12 protein-coding genes are annotated in these 16,895 nt (G+C 59.9%); 10 read left to right on the forward strand and 2 right to left on the reverse strand.

From position 1 onward, the window contains the following. Positions 1–31 precede the first annotated feature (31 nt). Positions 32–796 (reverse strand): helix-turn-helix transcriptional regulator, encoded by a 765-nt coding sequence (locus tag GVL50_RS18145; protein WP_053123688.1) that lies wholly within the window; start codon positions 794–796, stop codon positions 32–34. 85 nt (positions 797–881) lie between these two features. Here GVL50_RS18145 and GVL50_RS18150 point away from each other — a divergent pair, with 85 nt between their 5' ends. The 7 genes from GVL50_RS18150 (at position 882) to GVL50_RS18180 (ending at position 12,492) form a co-directional block, all read left to right on the forward strand. Next, positions 882–2,066 carry an MFS transporter gene (locus tag GVL50_RS18150; protein WP_159814638.1) on the forward strand — a complete coding sequence of 395 codons (1,185 nt, stop codon included), beginning with the start codon at positions 882–884 and terminating at the stop codon, positions 2,064–2,066. A gap of 146 nt (positions 2,067–2,212) precedes the next feature. Next, complete coding sequence (locus GVL50_RS18155; RefSeq protein WP_159814639.1) at positions 2,213–3,895, forward strand: fatty acid--CoA ligase; 1,683 nt, start codon at positions 2,213–2,215, stop codon at positions 3,893–3,895. A 336-nt stretch (positions 3,896–4,231) separates the two neighbouring features. Continuing rightward, positions 4,232–6,121 carry a DUF1302 domain-containing protein gene (locus GVL50_RS18160; protein ID WP_053123682.1) on the forward strand — a complete coding sequence of 630 codons (1,890 nt, stop codon included), beginning with the start codon at positions 4,232–4,234 and terminating at the stop codon, positions 6,119–6,121. Between the two features lie 28 nt (positions 6,122–6,149). Next, positions 6,150–7,514, forward strand: coding sequence for a DUF1329 domain-containing protein (locus GVL50_RS18165; RefSeq protein ID WP_053123680.1), 1,365 nt, complete (start codon positions 6,150–6,152; stop codon positions 7,512–7,514). A gap of 695 nt (positions 7,515–8,209) precedes the next feature. Continuing rightward, a complete protein-coding gene (locus tag GVL50_RS18170; protein ID WP_159814640.1) occupies positions 8,210–10,945 on the forward strand; it encodes a LuxR C-terminal-related transcriptional regulator in 2,736 nt (911 codons plus the stop codon). A 52-nt stretch (positions 10,946–10,997) separates the two neighbouring features. Next, a complete protein-coding gene (locus tag GVL50_RS18175) occupies positions 10,998–11,642 on the forward strand; it encodes an MBL fold metallo-hydrolase (RefSeq protein WP_159814641.1) in 645 nt (214 codons plus the stop codon). Positions 11,643–11,754: 112 nt separating this feature from the next. After that, positions 11,755–12,492 carry an OmpA family protein gene (locus GVL50_RS18180; RefSeq protein ID WP_053123674.1) on the forward strand — a complete coding sequence of 246 codons (738 nt, stop codon included), beginning with the start codon at positions 11,755–11,757 and terminating at the stop codon, positions 12,490–12,492. A gap of 386 nt (positions 12,493–12,878) precedes the next feature. Here GVL50_RS18180 and GVL50_RS18185 read toward each other — a convergent pair whose 3' ends face one another. Next, a complete protein-coding gene (locus tag GVL50_RS18185; RefSeq protein ID WP_053123671.1) occupies positions 12,879–13,316 on the reverse strand; it encodes a YhcB family protein in 438 nt (145 codons plus the stop codon). A gap of 144 nt (positions 13,317–13,460) precedes the next feature. Between GVL50_RS18185 and GVL50_RS18190 the strand changes: the two genes are divergently transcribed. From GVL50_RS18190 to zapE, 3 genes are all read left to right on the forward strand, one after another. Beyond that, on the forward strand, positions 13,461–14,090 hold the full coding sequence (locus GVL50_RS18190; protein WP_053123793.1) for an alpha/beta hydrolase: 630 nt from the start codon (positions 13,461–13,463) through the stop codon (positions 14,088–14,090). 24 nt (positions 14,091–14,114) lie between these two features. Then, positions 14,115–15,470 (forward strand): tryptophan--tRNA ligase, encoded by a 1,356-nt coding sequence (locus GVL50_RS18195; RefSeq protein ID WP_159814642.1) that lies wholly within the window; start codon positions 14,115–14,117, stop codon positions 15,468–15,470. A gap of 90 nt (positions 15,471–15,560) precedes the next feature. Beyond that, positions 15,561–16,655 (forward strand): cell division protein ZapE, encoded by a 1,095-nt coding sequence (zapE, locus tag GVL50_RS18200; protein WP_053123668.1) that lies wholly within the window; start codon positions 15,561–15,563, stop codon positions 16,653–16,655. Positions 16,656–16,895: the final 240 nt, after the last annotated feature.

Genomic DNA, 16,895 nt, shown 5'->3' on the forward strand with positions numbered 1-16,895 from the left:
AGCAAGCTCGCTCCCACAGGGGTGGGAATTCCTACACAAGCTCGCTGAGTTTGCTCAGGTTGTTGAGGTAATCACGGGGATTTTCCCCAAGTAAACGGCGAAACATCGCGCTGAACGCCCGCGCGCTGCCGTAACCCAGATCCCGCGCCACACGCTGCACGCTGTCCCCGGCGAGCAGACGTGGCAGGGCTTCCATCAGGCGCAGTTGCTGGCGCCAGGCGTTGAAACTCATCTGCAACTGTTGCTGAAACAGCCGTGCCAACGTCCGTGAGCTGGCGCCGACCTGCTGCGCCCAGTCTTCCAGGGTATTGGCATGATCGGGGGTGTGCAGCAGTGCCAGACAGATGTTTTGCAGACGCCGGTCGCTGGGCATCGGAATGTGCAGCGGCAGGTTTTCCAGACTGGCGAGTTCTTCCAGCATCAACTGCTGAATCAGCGGGTTGTCGGCGTGCGGCGGCCCTTGCACGGCACGCAGAATCAGCTCGCGCAGCAACGGTGTCACCGCCAATACGCAGCACTGTTGCAGGCTGGCGGGTGACAATTCTGGCGCGATGAACAGCGAGCGCATCTGCACGTCACCGCTCATGAAAATCTCGTGCGCCACCTCGGGTGGAATCCACACCGCGCGACTCGGCGGAATCACCCACGCACCCGATTCCGTAACCACGCGCATGATCCCGCTGACCGCGTACAACAACTGCGCCTCGCGATGCAGGTGGAGCGGCTGGTGGGCGCCGTCCAGATAATCCCGGGGGTAGGCACTCACCGGGCCGTGTTCGAAATGGCTGATCAACATGTCTGATTCGATGACTTGCTTGGCAGGAATGCGCTTTACGGCCAACCTAGCATAGACGGCACACAACAACGTAAAGCGTGCCGTCATGAATCAATCCCGCAATGTCATTCGCTACATCAACGCCGCCCATGTGATCGATCACATGTTCATGCTGATTTTTCCCGCCGCCGTGCTCGGTATGACCCAGGCTTTCGGCCTCGATTACGCCACGCTGATCGGCCTGTCGTTGGGAGGATTCATCGCCTTCGGCGCCTGTTCGCTGCCCGCCGGCTGGCTCGGCGATCACTGGAGTCGGCGGCAGATGATGCTAGTGTTTTTCTTCGGTATCGGCGCTTCGGCGATCTTCACCGGGCTGAGCAACAGCCCGAGCATGCTGGTGATTGGCCTGACCCTGATCGGTATTTTCGCGGCGATTTATCACCCGGTCGGCACAGCAATGCTGGTGGCCTACGCAAAAAACCGTGGCCGCGAAATTGGCATCAACGGCATGTGGGGCAATCTGGGCGTGGCGTTTTCGGCGCTGATCACCGGCTTGCTGGTGGCGCAGTTCGGCTGGCGCTCGGCGTTTCTGACACCGGGCGCAGTGGCGATTGTGCTGGGTTTTGGCTTCGCCTTGCAGGTGCGTGAGGAACCGATTCCGAAGCGCCCGCACACGCCACTCAAAGGCGCCGCCGGTCAGCGCATCTCGATGGTGATGGTTTTCGGCGTGCTGGCGTTGGCCACGGCCACCGGCGGCGTGGTGTTCAACGCCACCACCATGACCTATCCGAAGCTGTTTCAGGAACGTTTGCATGAGCTGTTCGCCTCGCCGCAAACCCTCGGCGTGGTGGTCAGTCTGGCCTATGCCTTCGGTGCGATTGCGCAATTGAGCATTGGTCGTGTGTTGCATCGGCTCAGCCTGAAATGGCCGTTTGTTGTCCTGACGTTGTGCCAGGCACCGCTGTTGTTTGCGTTGGCCTATGCAGACGGCTGGGCGGTCATCGCCCTCGGTGCAGCGTTCATGTTTGTGGTGTTTGGTCAGGTAACAGTCAATGATGCGATGGTCGCCAACTTCGTCGCCCCGCAGTGGCAATCACGGGTGTTCGCCCTGCGTTACTGCTTATCGTTCGGCGCCAGTGCGACGGCGATTCCGCTGATTTCCTATGTTGAACCGCGCCATGGTTTTGTAGGCCTGTACTTGATTCTCGCGGGTTTCGGCGCGTTGACCTTCCTTGCAGCAGTCGTATTCCCACGGACACCTTCCGAGGAGGCTGTAGGGAAAACGGCCTGACCTGGGACGAAAGTCGGCAAATGCTGGCGCAAAGCTAGCATTTGTACGGCTCTGCAAATCATTCCTTTGGCTGATTTGGCTGGCGTATAAGGGTTCTAGAGTACAAATCTCTATGCCAACACCGTGCAGCCAGAAAAGGGATTCATATGTTGCAGACTCGCGTCATTCCCCCGGCCGATGGGGCCTACCAGTATCCATTGCTGATCAAACGGCTGCTGATGTCCGGCGCCCGTTACGAGAAAACCCGCGAGATCATCTACCGTGACCAGATTCGCTACAGCTACCCGACCCTGATCGAGCGAGTTGCGCGGCTGGCCAACGTGCTGACGGCGGCCGGTGTGAAGGCCGGTGACACCGTCGCGGTGATGGATTGGGACAGCCATCGTTACCTGGAATGCATGTTCGCGATTCCGATGATCGGCGCGGTGATCCATACGATCAACGTGCGCCTGTCGCCGGAACAGATTCTCTACACCATGAATCACGCCGAAGACCGTTTTGTGCTGGTCAACAGCGAGTTCGTCGGCCTCTATCAAGCGATCGCGCCGCACCTGACCACGGTCGAGAAGACCTTGCTGCTGACTGATCTGCCGGAAAAAACCGCCGACTTGCCGAATCTGGTCGGCGAGTACGAGCAACTGCTGGCGGCTGCGAGCCCTCAGTATGATTTCCAGGATTTCGACGAAAATTCCGTCGCGACCACGTTCTACACCACCGGCACCACCGGCAACCCGAAAGGCGTGTACTTCACCCATCGGCAACTGGTGCTGCACACCATGGGCGTGTCGACGATCATGGGTTCCATCGACAGCGTGCGCCTGCTCGGCACCAACGATGTGTACATGCCGATCACGCCGATGTTCCACGTTCACGCCTGGGGCTTACCGTATGTGGCGACCATGCTGGGGCTGAAACAGGTTTATCCGGGGCGCTACGATCCGGAATATCTCGTGGAGTTGTGGCGCAAGGAGAAGGTCACGTTCTCCCATTGCGTGCCGACCATTCTGCAAATGCTGCTCAACGCCAAAGGCGCGCAGGGCACCGATTTTGGCGGCTGGAAGATCGTCATCGGCGGCAGTGCGCTCAATCGCTCGCTGTACGAAACCGCCAAGGCGCGCGGCATTCAACTGACGGCCGCCTACGGCATGTCGGAAACCGGCCCGCTGGTTTCCTGCGCACACCTCAATGATGAATTGATGGCCGGCAGCGAAGACGAGCGCACCACTTACCGGATCAAGGCCGGTGTGCCGGGGCCACTGGTGGAAGCGGCAATCGTCGATGCCGAAGGCAATTTCCTTCCGGCTGACGGCGAGACCCAAGGCGAACTGGTGCTGCGCGCGCCATGGCTCACCGAAGGTTATTTCAACGAGCCACAAAAGGGCGCTGAGCTCTGGGCCGGCGGCTGGCTGCACACCGGCGACGTCGCCACGCTCGACAGCATGGGCGTGATCGACATCCGCGATCGCATCAAGGACGTGATCAAGACTGGCGGCGAATGGATTTCCTCGCTGGACCTCGAAGATTTGATCAGCCGTCACGTCGCGGTACGCGAAGTAGCAGTGGTCGGCATCGCTGATCCGCAGTGGGGCGAGCGCCCGTTTGCGCTGCTGGTGATCCGCGAAGGGCACGTGATCGGGGCCCGTGAGCTCAAGGAACACCTCAAGCCGTTTGTGGAATTGGGCCACCTGAGCAAGTGGGCGATTCCGAGTCAGATCGCCCTTGTTACCGAAATTCCCAAGACCAGCGTTGGCAAGCTCGACAAGAAGCGCATCCGCCTCGACATCACCGAATGGCAGGCCAACAACAGTACCTTCCTCTCGACACTTTGAGTGTCTTCTGGCGCGCCGAAAACGGCGCGCCAGCCCCACCAAGCAAGCGCTTGGCTTGTGAAATCAAAAAAATCAGCCATCCTTGCCGTGCCGACGAGTGTCGGACTGGCGAAAGGACTGTTCCAGAGTGGTTGCTCACTGCAAATCACACTTTAGAGGGATCAAGCAGTACCCCCTGCTGGATATAGTCCGTTCAAGGATTTTTAAGAACGGAGCACACGCACAGATTGGGGCGAGCAACTTTGGAGTGATTTCGGGCAGCCTTGGCGCCCGGCCCTCCACAGCGTTTTTAAAAGTACTCACTGCCATAACAATAATGCACATGGAGTAGCGTCGATGACCTCAGTAAACCAGTTCTGGCGCCGGGCAAAACTGCCTCTGGCGGTCAGTCTTGCCTCTTCGCTCGCCGGGCCCGCATTCGGCGTCAGTTTCAACGTCGGTGAAATCGAGGGTCAATTCGACTCGTCCCTGTCGCTCGGTGCCAGTTGGTCTACTCAGAGCCCGAACAAGAACCTCATCGGCGTCAACAACGGCGGCCACGGCCTGTCGCAGACTTCCGATGACGGTCACGCCAACTTCAAAAGCGGCGAAACCTTCTCGAAAATCTTCAAGGGCATCCATGACCTTGAACTGAAGTACGGCGACACCGGCGTGTTCGTCCGTGGCAAATACTGGTACGACTTCGAACTCAAAGACGAAAGCCGTGAGTTCAAGGACATCAGCGACAACAACCGCAAGGAAGGCGCGAAGTCCTCCGGCGGGCAGATCCTCGACGCCTTCGTCTACCACAACTACTCGATCGCTGATCAGCCGGGCTCCGTGCGTCTGGGCAAGCAGGTGGTGAGCTGGGGTGAAAGTACCTTCATCGGCGGCGGCATCAACTCGATCAACCCGATCGACGTGTCCGCGTTCCGCCGTCCGGGTGCCGAAATCAAGGAAGGCCTGATTCCGGTCAACATGTTCTACGTCTCGCAGAGCCTGACCGAAAACCTCTCGGCCGAAGCGTTCTATCAGCTGGAATGGGATCAGACCGTTGTCGACAACTGCGGCACGTTCTTCTCGCAACCCGACATCATTGCCGATGGCTGCGACAACAACCTGCGCGTACTGAACAAGCGTTCGCAGATTCCGGCGGTTGCCTTGGGGCCATTGGCCGGGGCTGGCGTTGACGTCAACGAGGAAGGCGTTCTGGTGCGCCGTGGCGGCGACCGTGATGCGCGCGACAGCGGCCAGTGGGGCGCGTCCTTCAAGTACATGTACGACCCGATCGACACCGAGTTCGGCGCCTACTTCATGAACTACCACAGCCGTGCGCCGATATTCAGCGCCACGGGTGCGCCACAGTCGGTGTACAACACCGCGGCATCGTTGCCAGGCCCGTTCGCGGCACTTGCGCCGCTGCTGGTCGCGGGTAACTCGGAGTATTTCGTTGAATACCCGGAAGACATCCGTCTCTATGGCCTGAGCTTCTCCACCACTCTGCCTACCGGTACCGCGTGGAGCGGTGAGATCAGCTACCGTCCGAATGCACCGGTACAACTGAACTCCACCGACATCCTGTTCGCCGGTGTACGTCCGCTGGGCGGCGCACTGACCAACGCTTCGCTGCTCAACGGCGTTCCGGGTCAGGATCTGCATGGCTATCGCCGCAAGGAAGTGACGCAGTTCCAGACCACCCTGACGCACTTCTTCGATCAGGTCATGGGCGCCAGCCGTCTGACCGTCGTGGGTGAAGTCGGCGTGACCCACGTTGGCGGCCTGGAAAGCACTTCTGATGTTCGTTATGGCCGTGATCCGGTCTACGGCCCGGGTGAGCTGCCAGCGACTGGCGGCATCGACACCTGCGCCAACATCCTCAACGCCAGCACCATCAACGGTGCCGGCCCGGGTTCGCCGCAGAACAACCGCAGCCGCAACTGCACCAACGAAGGCTTCACCACTGCGACGTCGTGGGGCTATCGCGGCCGTGCCATCTGGGAATACAACGACGTATTCGCCGGTGTGAACCTCAAGCCGAACGTGGCTTGGCAGCACGACGTCAGCGGCTACTCGCCAGGCCCTGGCGGTAACTTCGAGGAAGGTCGCAAAGCGGTCAGCCTCGGTGTCGACGCTGAATACCAGAACACCTACACCGCCAGCCTGGCTTACACCAACTTCTTTGACGGCAAGTACACCACTGTGGACGACCGCGACTTCGTTGCGCTCAGCTTCGGCGTGAACTTCTAAGCACTGCATTTTCAGGACGAACGAATTTATGAAAATAACAAAGAGTCTGTTCCACGCAGGTGTTCTGGGTCTGTCGTTGCTGGCGACCGGTGTGATGGCGGCCGTCCCGGCTGCCGAAGCCGACAAACTGGGCAAAAGCCTGACGCCGATGGGCGCGGAAATGGCCGGTAACGCTGACGGTTCGATCCCGGCGTGGAAGCCGTTGCCGAAAAATGCCGGCAGCGTCGATGCGCGCGGTTTTCTGTCCAACCCTTATGCCAGTGAGCAACCGCTGTTCACCATCACCGCCAAGGATGTCGACAAGTACAAGGACAAACTGGCGCCGGGGCAGTACGCGATGTTCAAGCGCTACCCGGACACCTTCAAGATGCCGGTGTACCCGTCCCACCGTGGCGCGACTGTGCCGGATGACGTGTTCGCCGCCATCAAGAAAAACGCCACCAACACCAATCTGGTGTCCGGCGGCAACGGTCTGGAAAATTTCGAAACCGCGGTACCGTTCCCGATTCCGAAAAGCGGTGTGGAAGTCATCTGGAACCACATCACCCGCTATCGCGGCGGCAGCGTGACCCGTCTGGTAACCCAGGCCACGCCGCAACCGAACGGCTCGTACAGCCTGGTGTACTTCCAGGATCAGTTCGTGTTCCGCGACAAGATGAAGGACTACGACCCGAAAAACCCGGGCAACATCCTGTTCTACTTCAAGCAGAAAGTGACCGCGCCAGCGCGTCTGGCCGGTGGTGTGCTGTTGGTGCACGAAACCCTCGATCAGGTTAAAGAGCCACGTTCGGCGTGGGTCTACAACGCCGGTCAGCGTCGTGTGCGCCGTGCGCCACAAGTGTCCTATGACGGCCCGGGTACTGCGGCAGATGGCCTGCGTACCTCCGACAACCTCGACATGTTCAACGGTGCGCCGGATCGTTACGACTGGAAACTCGAAGGCAAGAAAGAGATGTACATCGCCTCCGACAGCTACAAGCTCGACGATCCGAAGCTGAAGTACTCCGACATCATCAAGGCTGGTCACATCAATCAGGATCTGGCGCGTTACGAGTTGCGTCGCGTCTGGCACGTGGTGGCGACTCTGAAGGAAGGTCAGCGCCATATCTACGCCAAACGTGACTTCTACATCGACGAGGACACTTGGCAAGCAGCGGTCATCGACCATTACGACGGTCGTGGCCAACTGTGGCGCGTAGCCGAGGCGCATGCCGAGGACTACTACGACAAGCAAGTGCCGTGGTACGCCCTGGAAACCCTCTACGACCTGCAGTCCGGCCGCTACCTGGCACTGGGCATGAAGAACGAAGAGAAGCAGGCGTATGACTTCGGCTTCACCGCCACCACCAGCGATTTCACTCCGGCCGCTCTGCGTCAGGATGGCGTTCGCTAAACCGCAGTAAACCCGAGGCCGCATCCTCGTAAAAACGCCCCGACTGGTTCGGGGCTTTTTTTTTGCGCGGCCTCCGCGCCTTCGAACCGCCGTCAAACCACTTTCGAACTGCCTTCGAACTGCCGTCAAACCGCTCACCACTTTCAAACCGCCTTCAAATCGCCTTTGTAGGAGCTGCCGAAGGCTGCGATCTTTTGATCTTGCTTTGGCTTTTGATCTTCGCCCCCATCGGCAGGCCGAGCGAAGGTGTTCATTCGGGGCAGGCGCGCAGCGCCGTGCGGCGCAGCCGCATACATCGAGAGGAGGTGCAGCGAAGCAAACCGTAGGCGATGCCCCCGGATGGACACCGTAGCGAGGGAACACTGAGCCTCAGCGAAGTGCCGTACGCCGGGGGCAAAGCCTTTTGCTTACTTTTCGCTGGGCCGGCACTCCGGCGTCTGGAAAAGTGAGTCGCTGTAAGAGCGAAACCGCCAGAAGCCCCAACCGCAGCAACGGATATGCCCCCAAAACCCAAACAACGAAATCAAAAGATCGCAGCCTTCGGCAGCTCCTACAGGTCTAAATACGGGGCGAATGGCGCATTCTGGAAAGACTTTTGTAGCCATTTGTAGCAGCAACCTTCATTACCGGTACGTTTAAGGCTAGTCTGCGGACATCTGCAACGCCGCCAATAGCCATTCAAACAAGAGCCGGCCATGACTGATCTGTCCCCACTTCCGGGTCCTGCAAGCGTTGCCGTCGCGGCACTGGACGGGCGTTTCTTCCGTCCACCGTTGCCCGACGGCTATGTTTTGCGACCACGCCTGTGCGAACGCCTGCAAGCCGGGCTCGGCGGGCGATTGTTGCTGGTCAGCGCACCGGCCGGGTTCGGCAAGAGTTCGCTGGCGGTGGAGTTCTGTCAGAGCCTGCCGGCGCATTGGCAAAGTTTGTGGCTGGGCCTGAGCCCGCGAGACAGCGACCCCGGGCGCTTTCTCGAACGTTTGCTCGAAGGCCTGCAGGACTACTTTCCCCAAGTGGGCAGCCGCGCATTGGGGCTGTTGAAAATGCGTCAGCGCCATCAGCCGTTTGCCTTTGAAGAATGGCTCGACGGCTTGCTTGATGAGTTGGCGCTGCACCTCGATACCGCGACACCGTTGCTGCTGGTGCTCGACGATTACCATCTCGCCCAAGGCCCGGTACTCGACCGTTGCCTGCAATTTTTCCTCAATCATTTGCCCGACGGCTTGCTGGTGATGGTCACCAGTCGCCAGCGTCCGGACTGGCATCTGGCGCGTTTGCGCCTGTCCCGTCAGTTGCTTGAACTGCAGGAACAGGATCTGCGCCTGACCCACGACGAAGCCCTGACTTTGCTCGATCGCCACAGCAGCTCATTGCGCGGCGAAGCACTGGAAAGTCTGATTCAACGCAGCGAAGGCTGGGTTGCCGGGCTGCGCTTCTGGCTGCTCGCGGTGGCCGAAGCCGGCAACGATGCCGCGTTACCGCAAGCGCTGAACGGCGGGGAAGGGCTGATCCGCGATTATCTGCTCGAAGAAGTCATCGATTGCCTGCCGGCCGAAGTGCAGGCCTTTCTCTACGACACCGCGCCGCAAGAACGTTTTTGCGGCGAGCTGTGCGACGCCGTGCGCGAAGCCCATGACAGCGCCGAGATTCTGCGTTTTCTGCAGGCGCATCAGGTGTTTCTGGTGCCGCTGGACGAGCACGGCCACTGGTATCGCTATCACCATTTGTTCTCCGATCTGTTGCGCAGCCGCCCGATTGCACACGCCATGGTGCCGACCGCAACGCTGCACTTGCGCGCCTGTCGCTGGTTCAATGCTCAGGGCTTGCTCGATGAAGCGGTGGAGCAGGCGTTGCGCGCCGGTCACCTCGATGTCGCGGCGAATCTGGTGCAGAACCTGTCCGAAGAACAACTGCTGGCCGAGCAAAACGTCGGCATGTTGCTGCGCTGGAAAATGGACTTGCCCGACAGCCTGTTGATCAGCACGCCACGGCTGATCGTGCTGTACAGCTGGGCGCTGGGGCTGGCCTGTCAGCTCGATGCCGCCGAAGAGCTTTCCAGCCACTTGAGCCGCTTCCTGCCGGCACCCTCAGCCACTGCGCAAAAGTCGATGCTGGCGCAATGGCTGGCGCTGAGCGGGATCATCGCTCGCGGGCGCGGCCATCGTGAACTGACCCTGAAATATTGCAGCGAAGCGCTGGAGAGCCTGCCGGCGAAGCGTTATGGCCAGCGTCTGATGTGCTTGTCGACGCTGTCCAATCTGGCGATTGCCGACGGTGATCTGTGGCGCGCCCGTGGGCTCAACCGTGAATCGCTGGAGCTGGCGCAGCGTGTCGGCAATCCGTTGTTCGAAGCCTTGGCGCATTACGATCGCGCTCGCGTGTTGCAGGCGCGTGGCGAAATTCTGCGGGCACTGGATGAAGTGCATCAAGGGTTGGAGCGCTTGCGCGGTCTGTCGCCGCAACGTCTGTACGCGGTGCGCGCACGGCTGACCTTATACGAAGGTTTTCTGTTAGCGATGCGCCTGCAGCCGCAAGTCGCCCGTACGCGGTTGTTGGCCGGCATCGGCGAGGCGCGTGCCTGTCGCGACATCAGCGTATTGATCGGCCATTGCGTGATAGCGCGGCTGGACGGTGCCACCGGCGAATTCGCCAAAGCCTTCGCTGAACTCTCCGAAGCCGAACGGCTGATGCACATCTGGGACGTGCCGCCGATCTACTACCTGGCGATGATCACCCTGGTCAAATGCGAGCTGTGGCTGGCGCAGGGCCGCACCGATCTCGCCGAGGCCTGGCTGGCGCGACTGGGCCAGACCTACACCGGTGAGCGTGCCGCCGCGCCACCGGAGTTTCATCCACAACTGCCGTTGCACGTTGAATTGCAGCAGGCATTGCTCGACCTGATTCAGGGCCAGCCGATGCTCGCCGAAGGGCGCTTGAACGTGTTGCACGAGAACGGTCAGCAAACCGGGCGACAGTTACTCAGTGTGATGGCGCTGACGCAGAAAGTGGCGTTGCTGCTGGCCGGGGGACGCGAGCCGGAAGCGCGCAAGGCGTTGAGTCAGGCGCTGGAAGCCGCGACCGGCGGCGTGCTGCAGCCTTTCGATGCATTGATCAAAGGACACACCGACTGGCTGCGCGCCCAATTGGCGCCGATCGCGTCGACCCTTGTCGGTCAGCAATTACTCGGACACATGCCGCATGTTGCTGTCCGTGCCGTGGCCGAATGCTCAGCAGCAGAACAACTCAGCAGCCGCGAACTGGCCGTGCTGCGCCTGATCGCCCAAGGCTGTTCAAATCAGGAAATCAGCGAGCAGTTATTTATCTCGCTGCACACCGTGAAAACCCACGCCAGCCACATCAACAGCAAGTTGGGGGTCGAGCGGCGCACGCAAGCGGTGGCGCGGGCGAAGGAGTTGGGGTTAAGGGTCTAGCGACGGTAACATCCGGCATCGGCCGTTTTCGAGCCATTGCTCAGGATTTCCCATGACCGTTCCAGCCCCAGCGCTCATCCGCGAAACCTTCCCCGTCGGCCCTTTGCAGTGCAACTGCACGATCATCGGCGATCCGATCACCAAGAAAGCCATCGTCGTCGATCCGGGCGGCAATCCCGATCTGATCATGGCGCGCCTTGATGCGTATGGGCTGAAAGTGGTCAGCATCATCCACACCCACGCGCATCTCGATCACTTCCTCGCTTCGGGGCAGATGAAAGAGAAAACCGGCGCAACTCTGCATTTACACAAAGAAGATCAGTTCCTCTGGGACAACCTCGAGATGCAATGCCAGATGTTCGGCGTGCCGTACACGCCGGTACCGTCGCCAGATCGCTGGTTGAGTGACGACGAAGAACTCGCTTGCGGCTGCGGCGTGGCGTTGCATACGCCCGGGCATACGCCCGGTTCCATGAGCTTTTGGTTTTCCGAGGCTAAGCTGTTGATTGCCGGCGACACGCTGTTTCGTCGCGGCGTAGGGCGCACGGATTTGTGGGGCGGCGATCAGGCGACCATCGTGCGGTCGATCAAGCAGCGGCTATACACGCTGGACGAGGACGCGACTGTCGTGACCGGGCATGGCCCGGACACGCGTCTGGGGGATGAGATGCGCGAAAACCCTTTTGTGCGGGCCTAAATATTTTGTCACGGGTCTGCTGCGGAATTTTTGTGCATTGTCATGATCCAACGCCCGCACGGGCGATTGCCAATGGCCGTTGCACCACAGAATGCAAAAGTAGGAGCTCTTCATGTTCACCACGCGTCGTTTGATTATTGTCGCTACTGCCGTGGCCTTGCTGTCCGGCTGCGCCTCGCCTAACCCGTATGACAATCAGGGCCAGGCCGACAGTGGCTCCCAAGGAATGAGCAAAACCGCCAAATACGGTGGCCTCGGTGCACTCGCCGGCGCACTGGCCGGTGCCGCCATCGGTCACGACAACCGTGGCAAGGGCGCGCTGATCGGCGCGGCCGTGGTCGGTGCTTCTGCCGCCGGTTACGGTTACTACGCTGACCAGCAAGAGAAGAAGCTGCGCGCGAGCATGGCCAACACTGGTGTTGAAGTGCAGCGTCAGGGCGATCAGATCAAACTGATCATGCCGGGCAACATCACGTTCGCCACCGATTCGGCGAACATCGCTTCCAGCTTCTATCAGCCACTGAACAACCTCGCGAACTCGCTGAAGGAATTCAGCCAGAACCAGATCGAGATCGTCGGCTACACCGACAGCACCGGCAGCCGCCAGCACAACATGGATCTGTCGCAGCGTCGTGCGCAGAGCGTGGCGACTTACCTGACCTCGCAAGGTGTCAGCGGTGCCAACCTGTCGGCACGCGGTGCCGGCCCGGATAATCCGATTGCCAGCAACGGTGACGTCAATGGCCGTGCGCAGAACCGTCGGGTTGAAGTCAACCTGAAGGCGATTCCGGGTCAGCAGTATGGTGCGCCGCAGCAACAGCAGCCGGGCACGGTTCAGCAGTATCCGTAAGCGATTGCCTGAATGAAGAAATGCCCGATCCGGTGATCGGGCATTTTTTTGTGTGGCCTATGCCGGCCCCTTCGCGAGCAAGCCCGCTCCCACAGGGGAATGCATTCCAAATGTGGGAGCGGGCTTGCTCGCGAAGAGAAACTAAAAATCAACACACATCCCCAGACACAAAAAAGCCCCCGAACACCTCACTGTCCGGGGGCTTTTGGTTTTCAGCGAAGACTGCTTACTTCTTCAAACTCTGGTGCTCCCACATCGGAAATGCGTTCCCCTGTGGGAGCGGGCTTGCTCGCGAAGGGGCCCTAAAAATCAACACACATCCCCAGACACAAAAAAGCCCCCGAACACTTCACTGTCCGGGGGCTTTTGGTTTGCAGCGAGACTGCTTACTTCTTCAAACCATAGTGCTCATCAAGCATGCCCGGCGCGTTCGGGGTTTTTGGCGCGTAGTCACGCGGCGGTTCTTGATTGTTGTGCGGTGGCGTCAGGCGTTCGCGTGGTGCCTGCGCTGCGTCGGCGTGCAGGGCGGCCATCAAGCGCTGGCGGGTCTGCTCGTCCAGGGCCAGACGGTTGGCGCCCTCGGCGAGATGATCCTGCACTTCCTGATAGCTCTGGGTCAGTTTCTTGACCAGCATCGCGGTGCTGTTGAAGTGGGTGACCACCTCGTTTTGATAACTGTCGAAGCGCTCCTGGATATCATCCAGTTGACGCTGCGTACGGCTCGGCGCGGCGTTCGGCGCAACGCGCGCGATCAGGAATCCAATGGCGACACCCACAACCAGGGCAAGAGTCGGTAACAACCAAACTAAGAGCGAGTGTTCCACGAGTCCTTCCTCTATAAACGGCTTTGCTTTACGTTAACGGCTCGAACCTGCGCTGTATACCGCGATTCACTCGCAATAGATTGGCACAGACAATTTGCTAGACGAGTCGACCCGATTCGAGGTCACGGAGTTCCTTCCTTGCTGATGCGTGAAACCCCTGTAGTGATTGCCGGCCCAGTCGGCCAAATCGAAGCCTTGTACCTCGACAATGAGCAGCCGCGCGGCATCGCGCTGATCTGCCACCCGAACCCGGTGCAGGGCGGCACCATGCTCAACAAAGTCGTCTCGACCCTGCAGCGCACTGCGCGCGACGCCGGCCTGATTACCTTGCGCTTCAACTATCGCGGCGTCGGCGCCAGCGAAGGTTCGCACGACATGGGCACCGGTGAAGTCGATGATGCCCAAGCGGCTGCGGCATGGCTGCGCGAAAAACATCCGAACTTGCCGCTGACCCTGTTCGGTTTCTCCTTCGGCGGATTTGTTGCAGCAAGTCTCGGCGGTCGTCTTGAAGACCAAGGCGTGCAGCTCAAGCACCTATTCATGGTCGCCCCGGCGGTCATGCGCCTGGGCGAGCAGGATCAACTGCCGCAGCAGGGCGAACTCACCGTGATCCAGCCGGAAACCGACGAAGTCATCGATCCGCAACTGGTTTACGACTGGTCGGAACAACTCCAGCGCCCCCATGAGCTGCTGAAAGTGGCAGAATGCGGACACTTTTTTCATGGCAAGCTGACCGATCTCAAGGATCTGATCCTGCCGCGTCTCTCGAATTGATTGCAGTCTGACAAGCGATTACCCATGACGAACCGTACCCGTATCCTCACCGGCATCACCACCACCGGCACGCCGCACCTGGGCAACTACGCCGGCGCCATCCGCCCGGCGATCCTTGCCAGCCGTGACAGCAATGCCGATTCGTTCTACTTCTTGGCCGACTACCACGCCCTGATCAAATGCGATGACCCGCTGCGCATCCAGCGCTCGCGTCTGGAAATCGCCGCGACCTGGCTGGCCGGTGGCCTCGATGTCGACCGGGTGACCTTCTACCGCCAGTCCGACATCCCGGAAATCCCTGAGCTGACCTGGCTGCTGACCTGCGTCGCCGCGAAGGGCCTGCTCAACCGTGCGCACGCCTACAAGGCCTCGGTGGACAAGAACGTTGAAACCGGTGAAGACCCGGACGCCGGCATCACCATGGGCCTCTACAGCTACCCGGTGCTGATGGCGGCGGACATCCTGATGTTCAACGCGCACAAGGTGCCGGTCGGTCGTGACCAGATCCAGCACGTTGAGATGGCCCGCGACATCGGCCAGCGTTTCAACCACTTGTTCGGTCAGGGCAAAGAATTCTTCACCATGCCCGAAGCGCTGATCGAAGAAAGCGTGGCGACATTGCCGGGCCTCGACGGTCGCAAGATGTCGAAGAGCTACGACAACACCATCCCGTTGTTCTCCAGCGCCAAAGAGATGAAAGACGCGATCTCGCGGATCGTCACTGACTCGAAGGCGCCAGGCGAAGCGAAAGATCCGGACAACTCGCATTTGTTCACCCTGTTCCAGGCCTTCGCCACGCCAGCACAGGCTGACGAATTCCGCAGCGAACTGCTCGGTGGTCTGGGTTGGGGCGAGGCGAAGAGCCGTTTGTTCCAGTTGCTCGACAACGATCTCGGCGAAGCGCGCGACAAGTATCACCAACTGATCGAACGTCCGGCGGATCTGGAAGACATCCTGCAGATCGGTGCGAAAAAGGCCCGAGCTGTGGCGACGCCGTTCCTCAACGAATTGCGCGAAGCCGTTGGCCTGCGTTCTTTCGTCAATCAGGTTCAGGTTGCCGCAACCACCAAGAAGAAAGCCGCGAAAGCCGCGCGTTTCGTCAGCTTCCGTGAAGACGACGGCAGCTTCCGTTTCCGTCTGCTGGCGGCCGATGGCGAGCAATTGCTGCTGTCGCGCAACTTCGCCGACGGCAAAGCCGCTGGTCAGGTGACCAAGCAACTGCAATCGGGTCAGCCGCTGGACGTACGCAGCGAAGACCTGAGCTTCAGCGTCTGGCTCGAAGGCGAGTGCGTGGGCGACAGCCCGGCGTTCGCCGACGCGGCGGCTCGCGATGCGGCCATCGATGCCTTGCGCGTCGCGCTGACCCCGGTTCAAGACTAATCGGCGGCACGGCCCGACCAAGGGCCGATTGCCATTCCCCCGGGCCATCGCTACAGTGACGGCCCGTTTTTGTTGCCTTGCTAACGAATTATGACGCCCCTAGAACGATACCAAGCTGATCTGAAACGCCCGGACTTCTTCCATGATGCCGCGCAGGAAACTGCTGTGCGTCATTTGCAGCGTCTGTACGACGATCTGATCGCCGCCGATCAAAACAAGCCGGGTCTGCTGAGCAAGCTGTTCGGTAAAAAAGATCAGACGCCGGTCAAGGGTCTGTATTTCTGGGGCGGCGTGGGTCGCGGCAAAACTTACCTGGTCGACACCTTCTTCGAAGCGCTGCCGTTCAAGGAAAAGACCCGCACTCACTTCCACCGCTTCATGAAGCGTGTGCACGAAGAGATGAAAACCCTCGGCGGCGAGAAAAATCCGCTGACCATCATCGCCAAGCGTTTCTCCGACGAGTCGCGAGTGATCTGCTTCGATGAGTTCTTCGTCTCTGACATCACCGACGCGATGATTCTCGGCACGTTGATGGAAGAGCTGTTCAAGAACGGCGTGACCCTGGTCGCGACGTCGAACATCGTCCCGGACGGTCTGTACAAGGACGGTCTGCAACGCGCGCGCTTCCTGCCAGCCATTGCGCTGATCAAGCAGAACACCGAGATCGTCAACGTCGACAGCGGCGTCGACTATCGCCTGCGTCACCTCGAACAAGCGGAGCTGTTCCACTTCCCGCTCGACGAAGCGTCCCACGAAAGCCTGCGCAAAAGCTTCCGCGCGCTGACGCCGGAATGCACGGCAGCGGTCGAGAACGACGTGTTGATGATCGAAAACCGCGAGATCCGCGCATTGCGTACTTGCGACGACGTGGCCTGGTTCGACTTCCGCGAACTGTGCGACGGCCCGCGTAGCCAGAACGATTACATCGAGCTGGGCAAGATCTTCCACGCCGTGCTGCTCAGCGGTGTCGAGCAGATGAGCGTCACCACTGACGACATCGCTCGCCGCTTCATCAACATGGTCGACGAGTTCTACGACCGTAACGTCAAGCTGATCATTTCCGCTGAAGTCGAGCTGAAGGATCTGTACACCGGCGGCCGTTTGAATTTCGAATTCCAGCGCACGCTGAGCCGTCTGCTGGAAATGCAATCGCACGAATTCCTGTCGCGGGCGCACAAGCCTTAAACTGATTTCGGCAAATAAAAAGGGCCTGCAATTGCAGGCCCTTTTTTATGCGCTGAAGATCAATAGATCGCAGGCTTCGCCAGCTCCTACAGGTATACGCCATTCTGTAGGAGCTGCCGCAGGCTGCGATCTTGATCGTTCCCACGCTCCGCGTGGGAATGCATACCGTGACGCTCTGCGTCACATTCCGGGGCGGACGCAGAGCGTCCATTGGCAGCATTCCCACGCAGAGCGTGGGAA

It is taken from the genome of Pseudomonas sp. 18058 (genome assembly GCF_902706155.1).
Taxonomy (GTDB): domain Bacteria; phylum Pseudomonadota; class Gammaproteobacteria; order Pseudomonadales; family Pseudomonadaceae; genus Aquipseudomonas; species Aquipseudomonas rustica.

Coding starts and splice junctions, on each gene's coding strand:
- GVL50_RS18190 (WP_053123793.1), top strand. CDS start 13,461: ATGCGTGAAACCCCTGTAGTGATTGCCGGCCCAGTCGGCCAAATCGAA.
- zapE (WP_053123668.1), top strand. CDS start 15,561: ATGACGCCCCTAGAACGATACCAAGCTGATCTGAAACGCCCGGACTTC.
- GVL50_RS18165 (WP_053123680.1), top strand. CDS start 6,150: ATGAAAATAACAAAGAGTCTGTTCCACGCAGGTGTTCTGGGTCTGTCG.
- GVL50_RS18170 (WP_159814640.1), top strand. CDS start 8,210: ATGACTGATCTGTCCCCACTTCCGGGTCCTGCAAGCGTTGCCGTCGCG.
- GVL50_RS18175 (WP_159814641.1), top strand. CDS start 10,998: ATGACCGTTCCAGCCCCAGCGCTCATCCGCGAAACCTTCCCCGTCGGC.
- GVL50_RS18145 (WP_053123688.1), bottom strand. CDS start 796: ATGTTGATCAGCCATTTCGAACACGGCCCGGTGAGTGCCTACCCCCGG.
- GVL50_RS18155 (WP_159814639.1), top strand. CDS start 2,213: ATGTTGCAGACTCGCGTCATTCCCCCGGCCGATGGGGCCTACCAGTAT.
- GVL50_RS18180 (WP_053123674.1), top strand. CDS start 11,755: ATGTTCACCACGCGTCGTTTGATTATTGTCGCTACTGCCGTGGCCTTG.
- GVL50_RS18160 (WP_053123682.1), top strand. CDS start 4,232: ATGACCTCAGTAAACCAGTTCTGGCGCCGGGCAAAACTGCCTCTGGCG.
- GVL50_RS18195 (WP_159814642.1), top strand. CDS start 14,115: ATGACGAACCGTACCCGTATCCTCACCGGCATCACCACCACCGGCACG.
- GVL50_RS18150 (WP_159814638.1), top strand. CDS start 882: ATGAATCAATCCCGCAATGTCATTCGCTACATCAACGCCGCCCATGTG.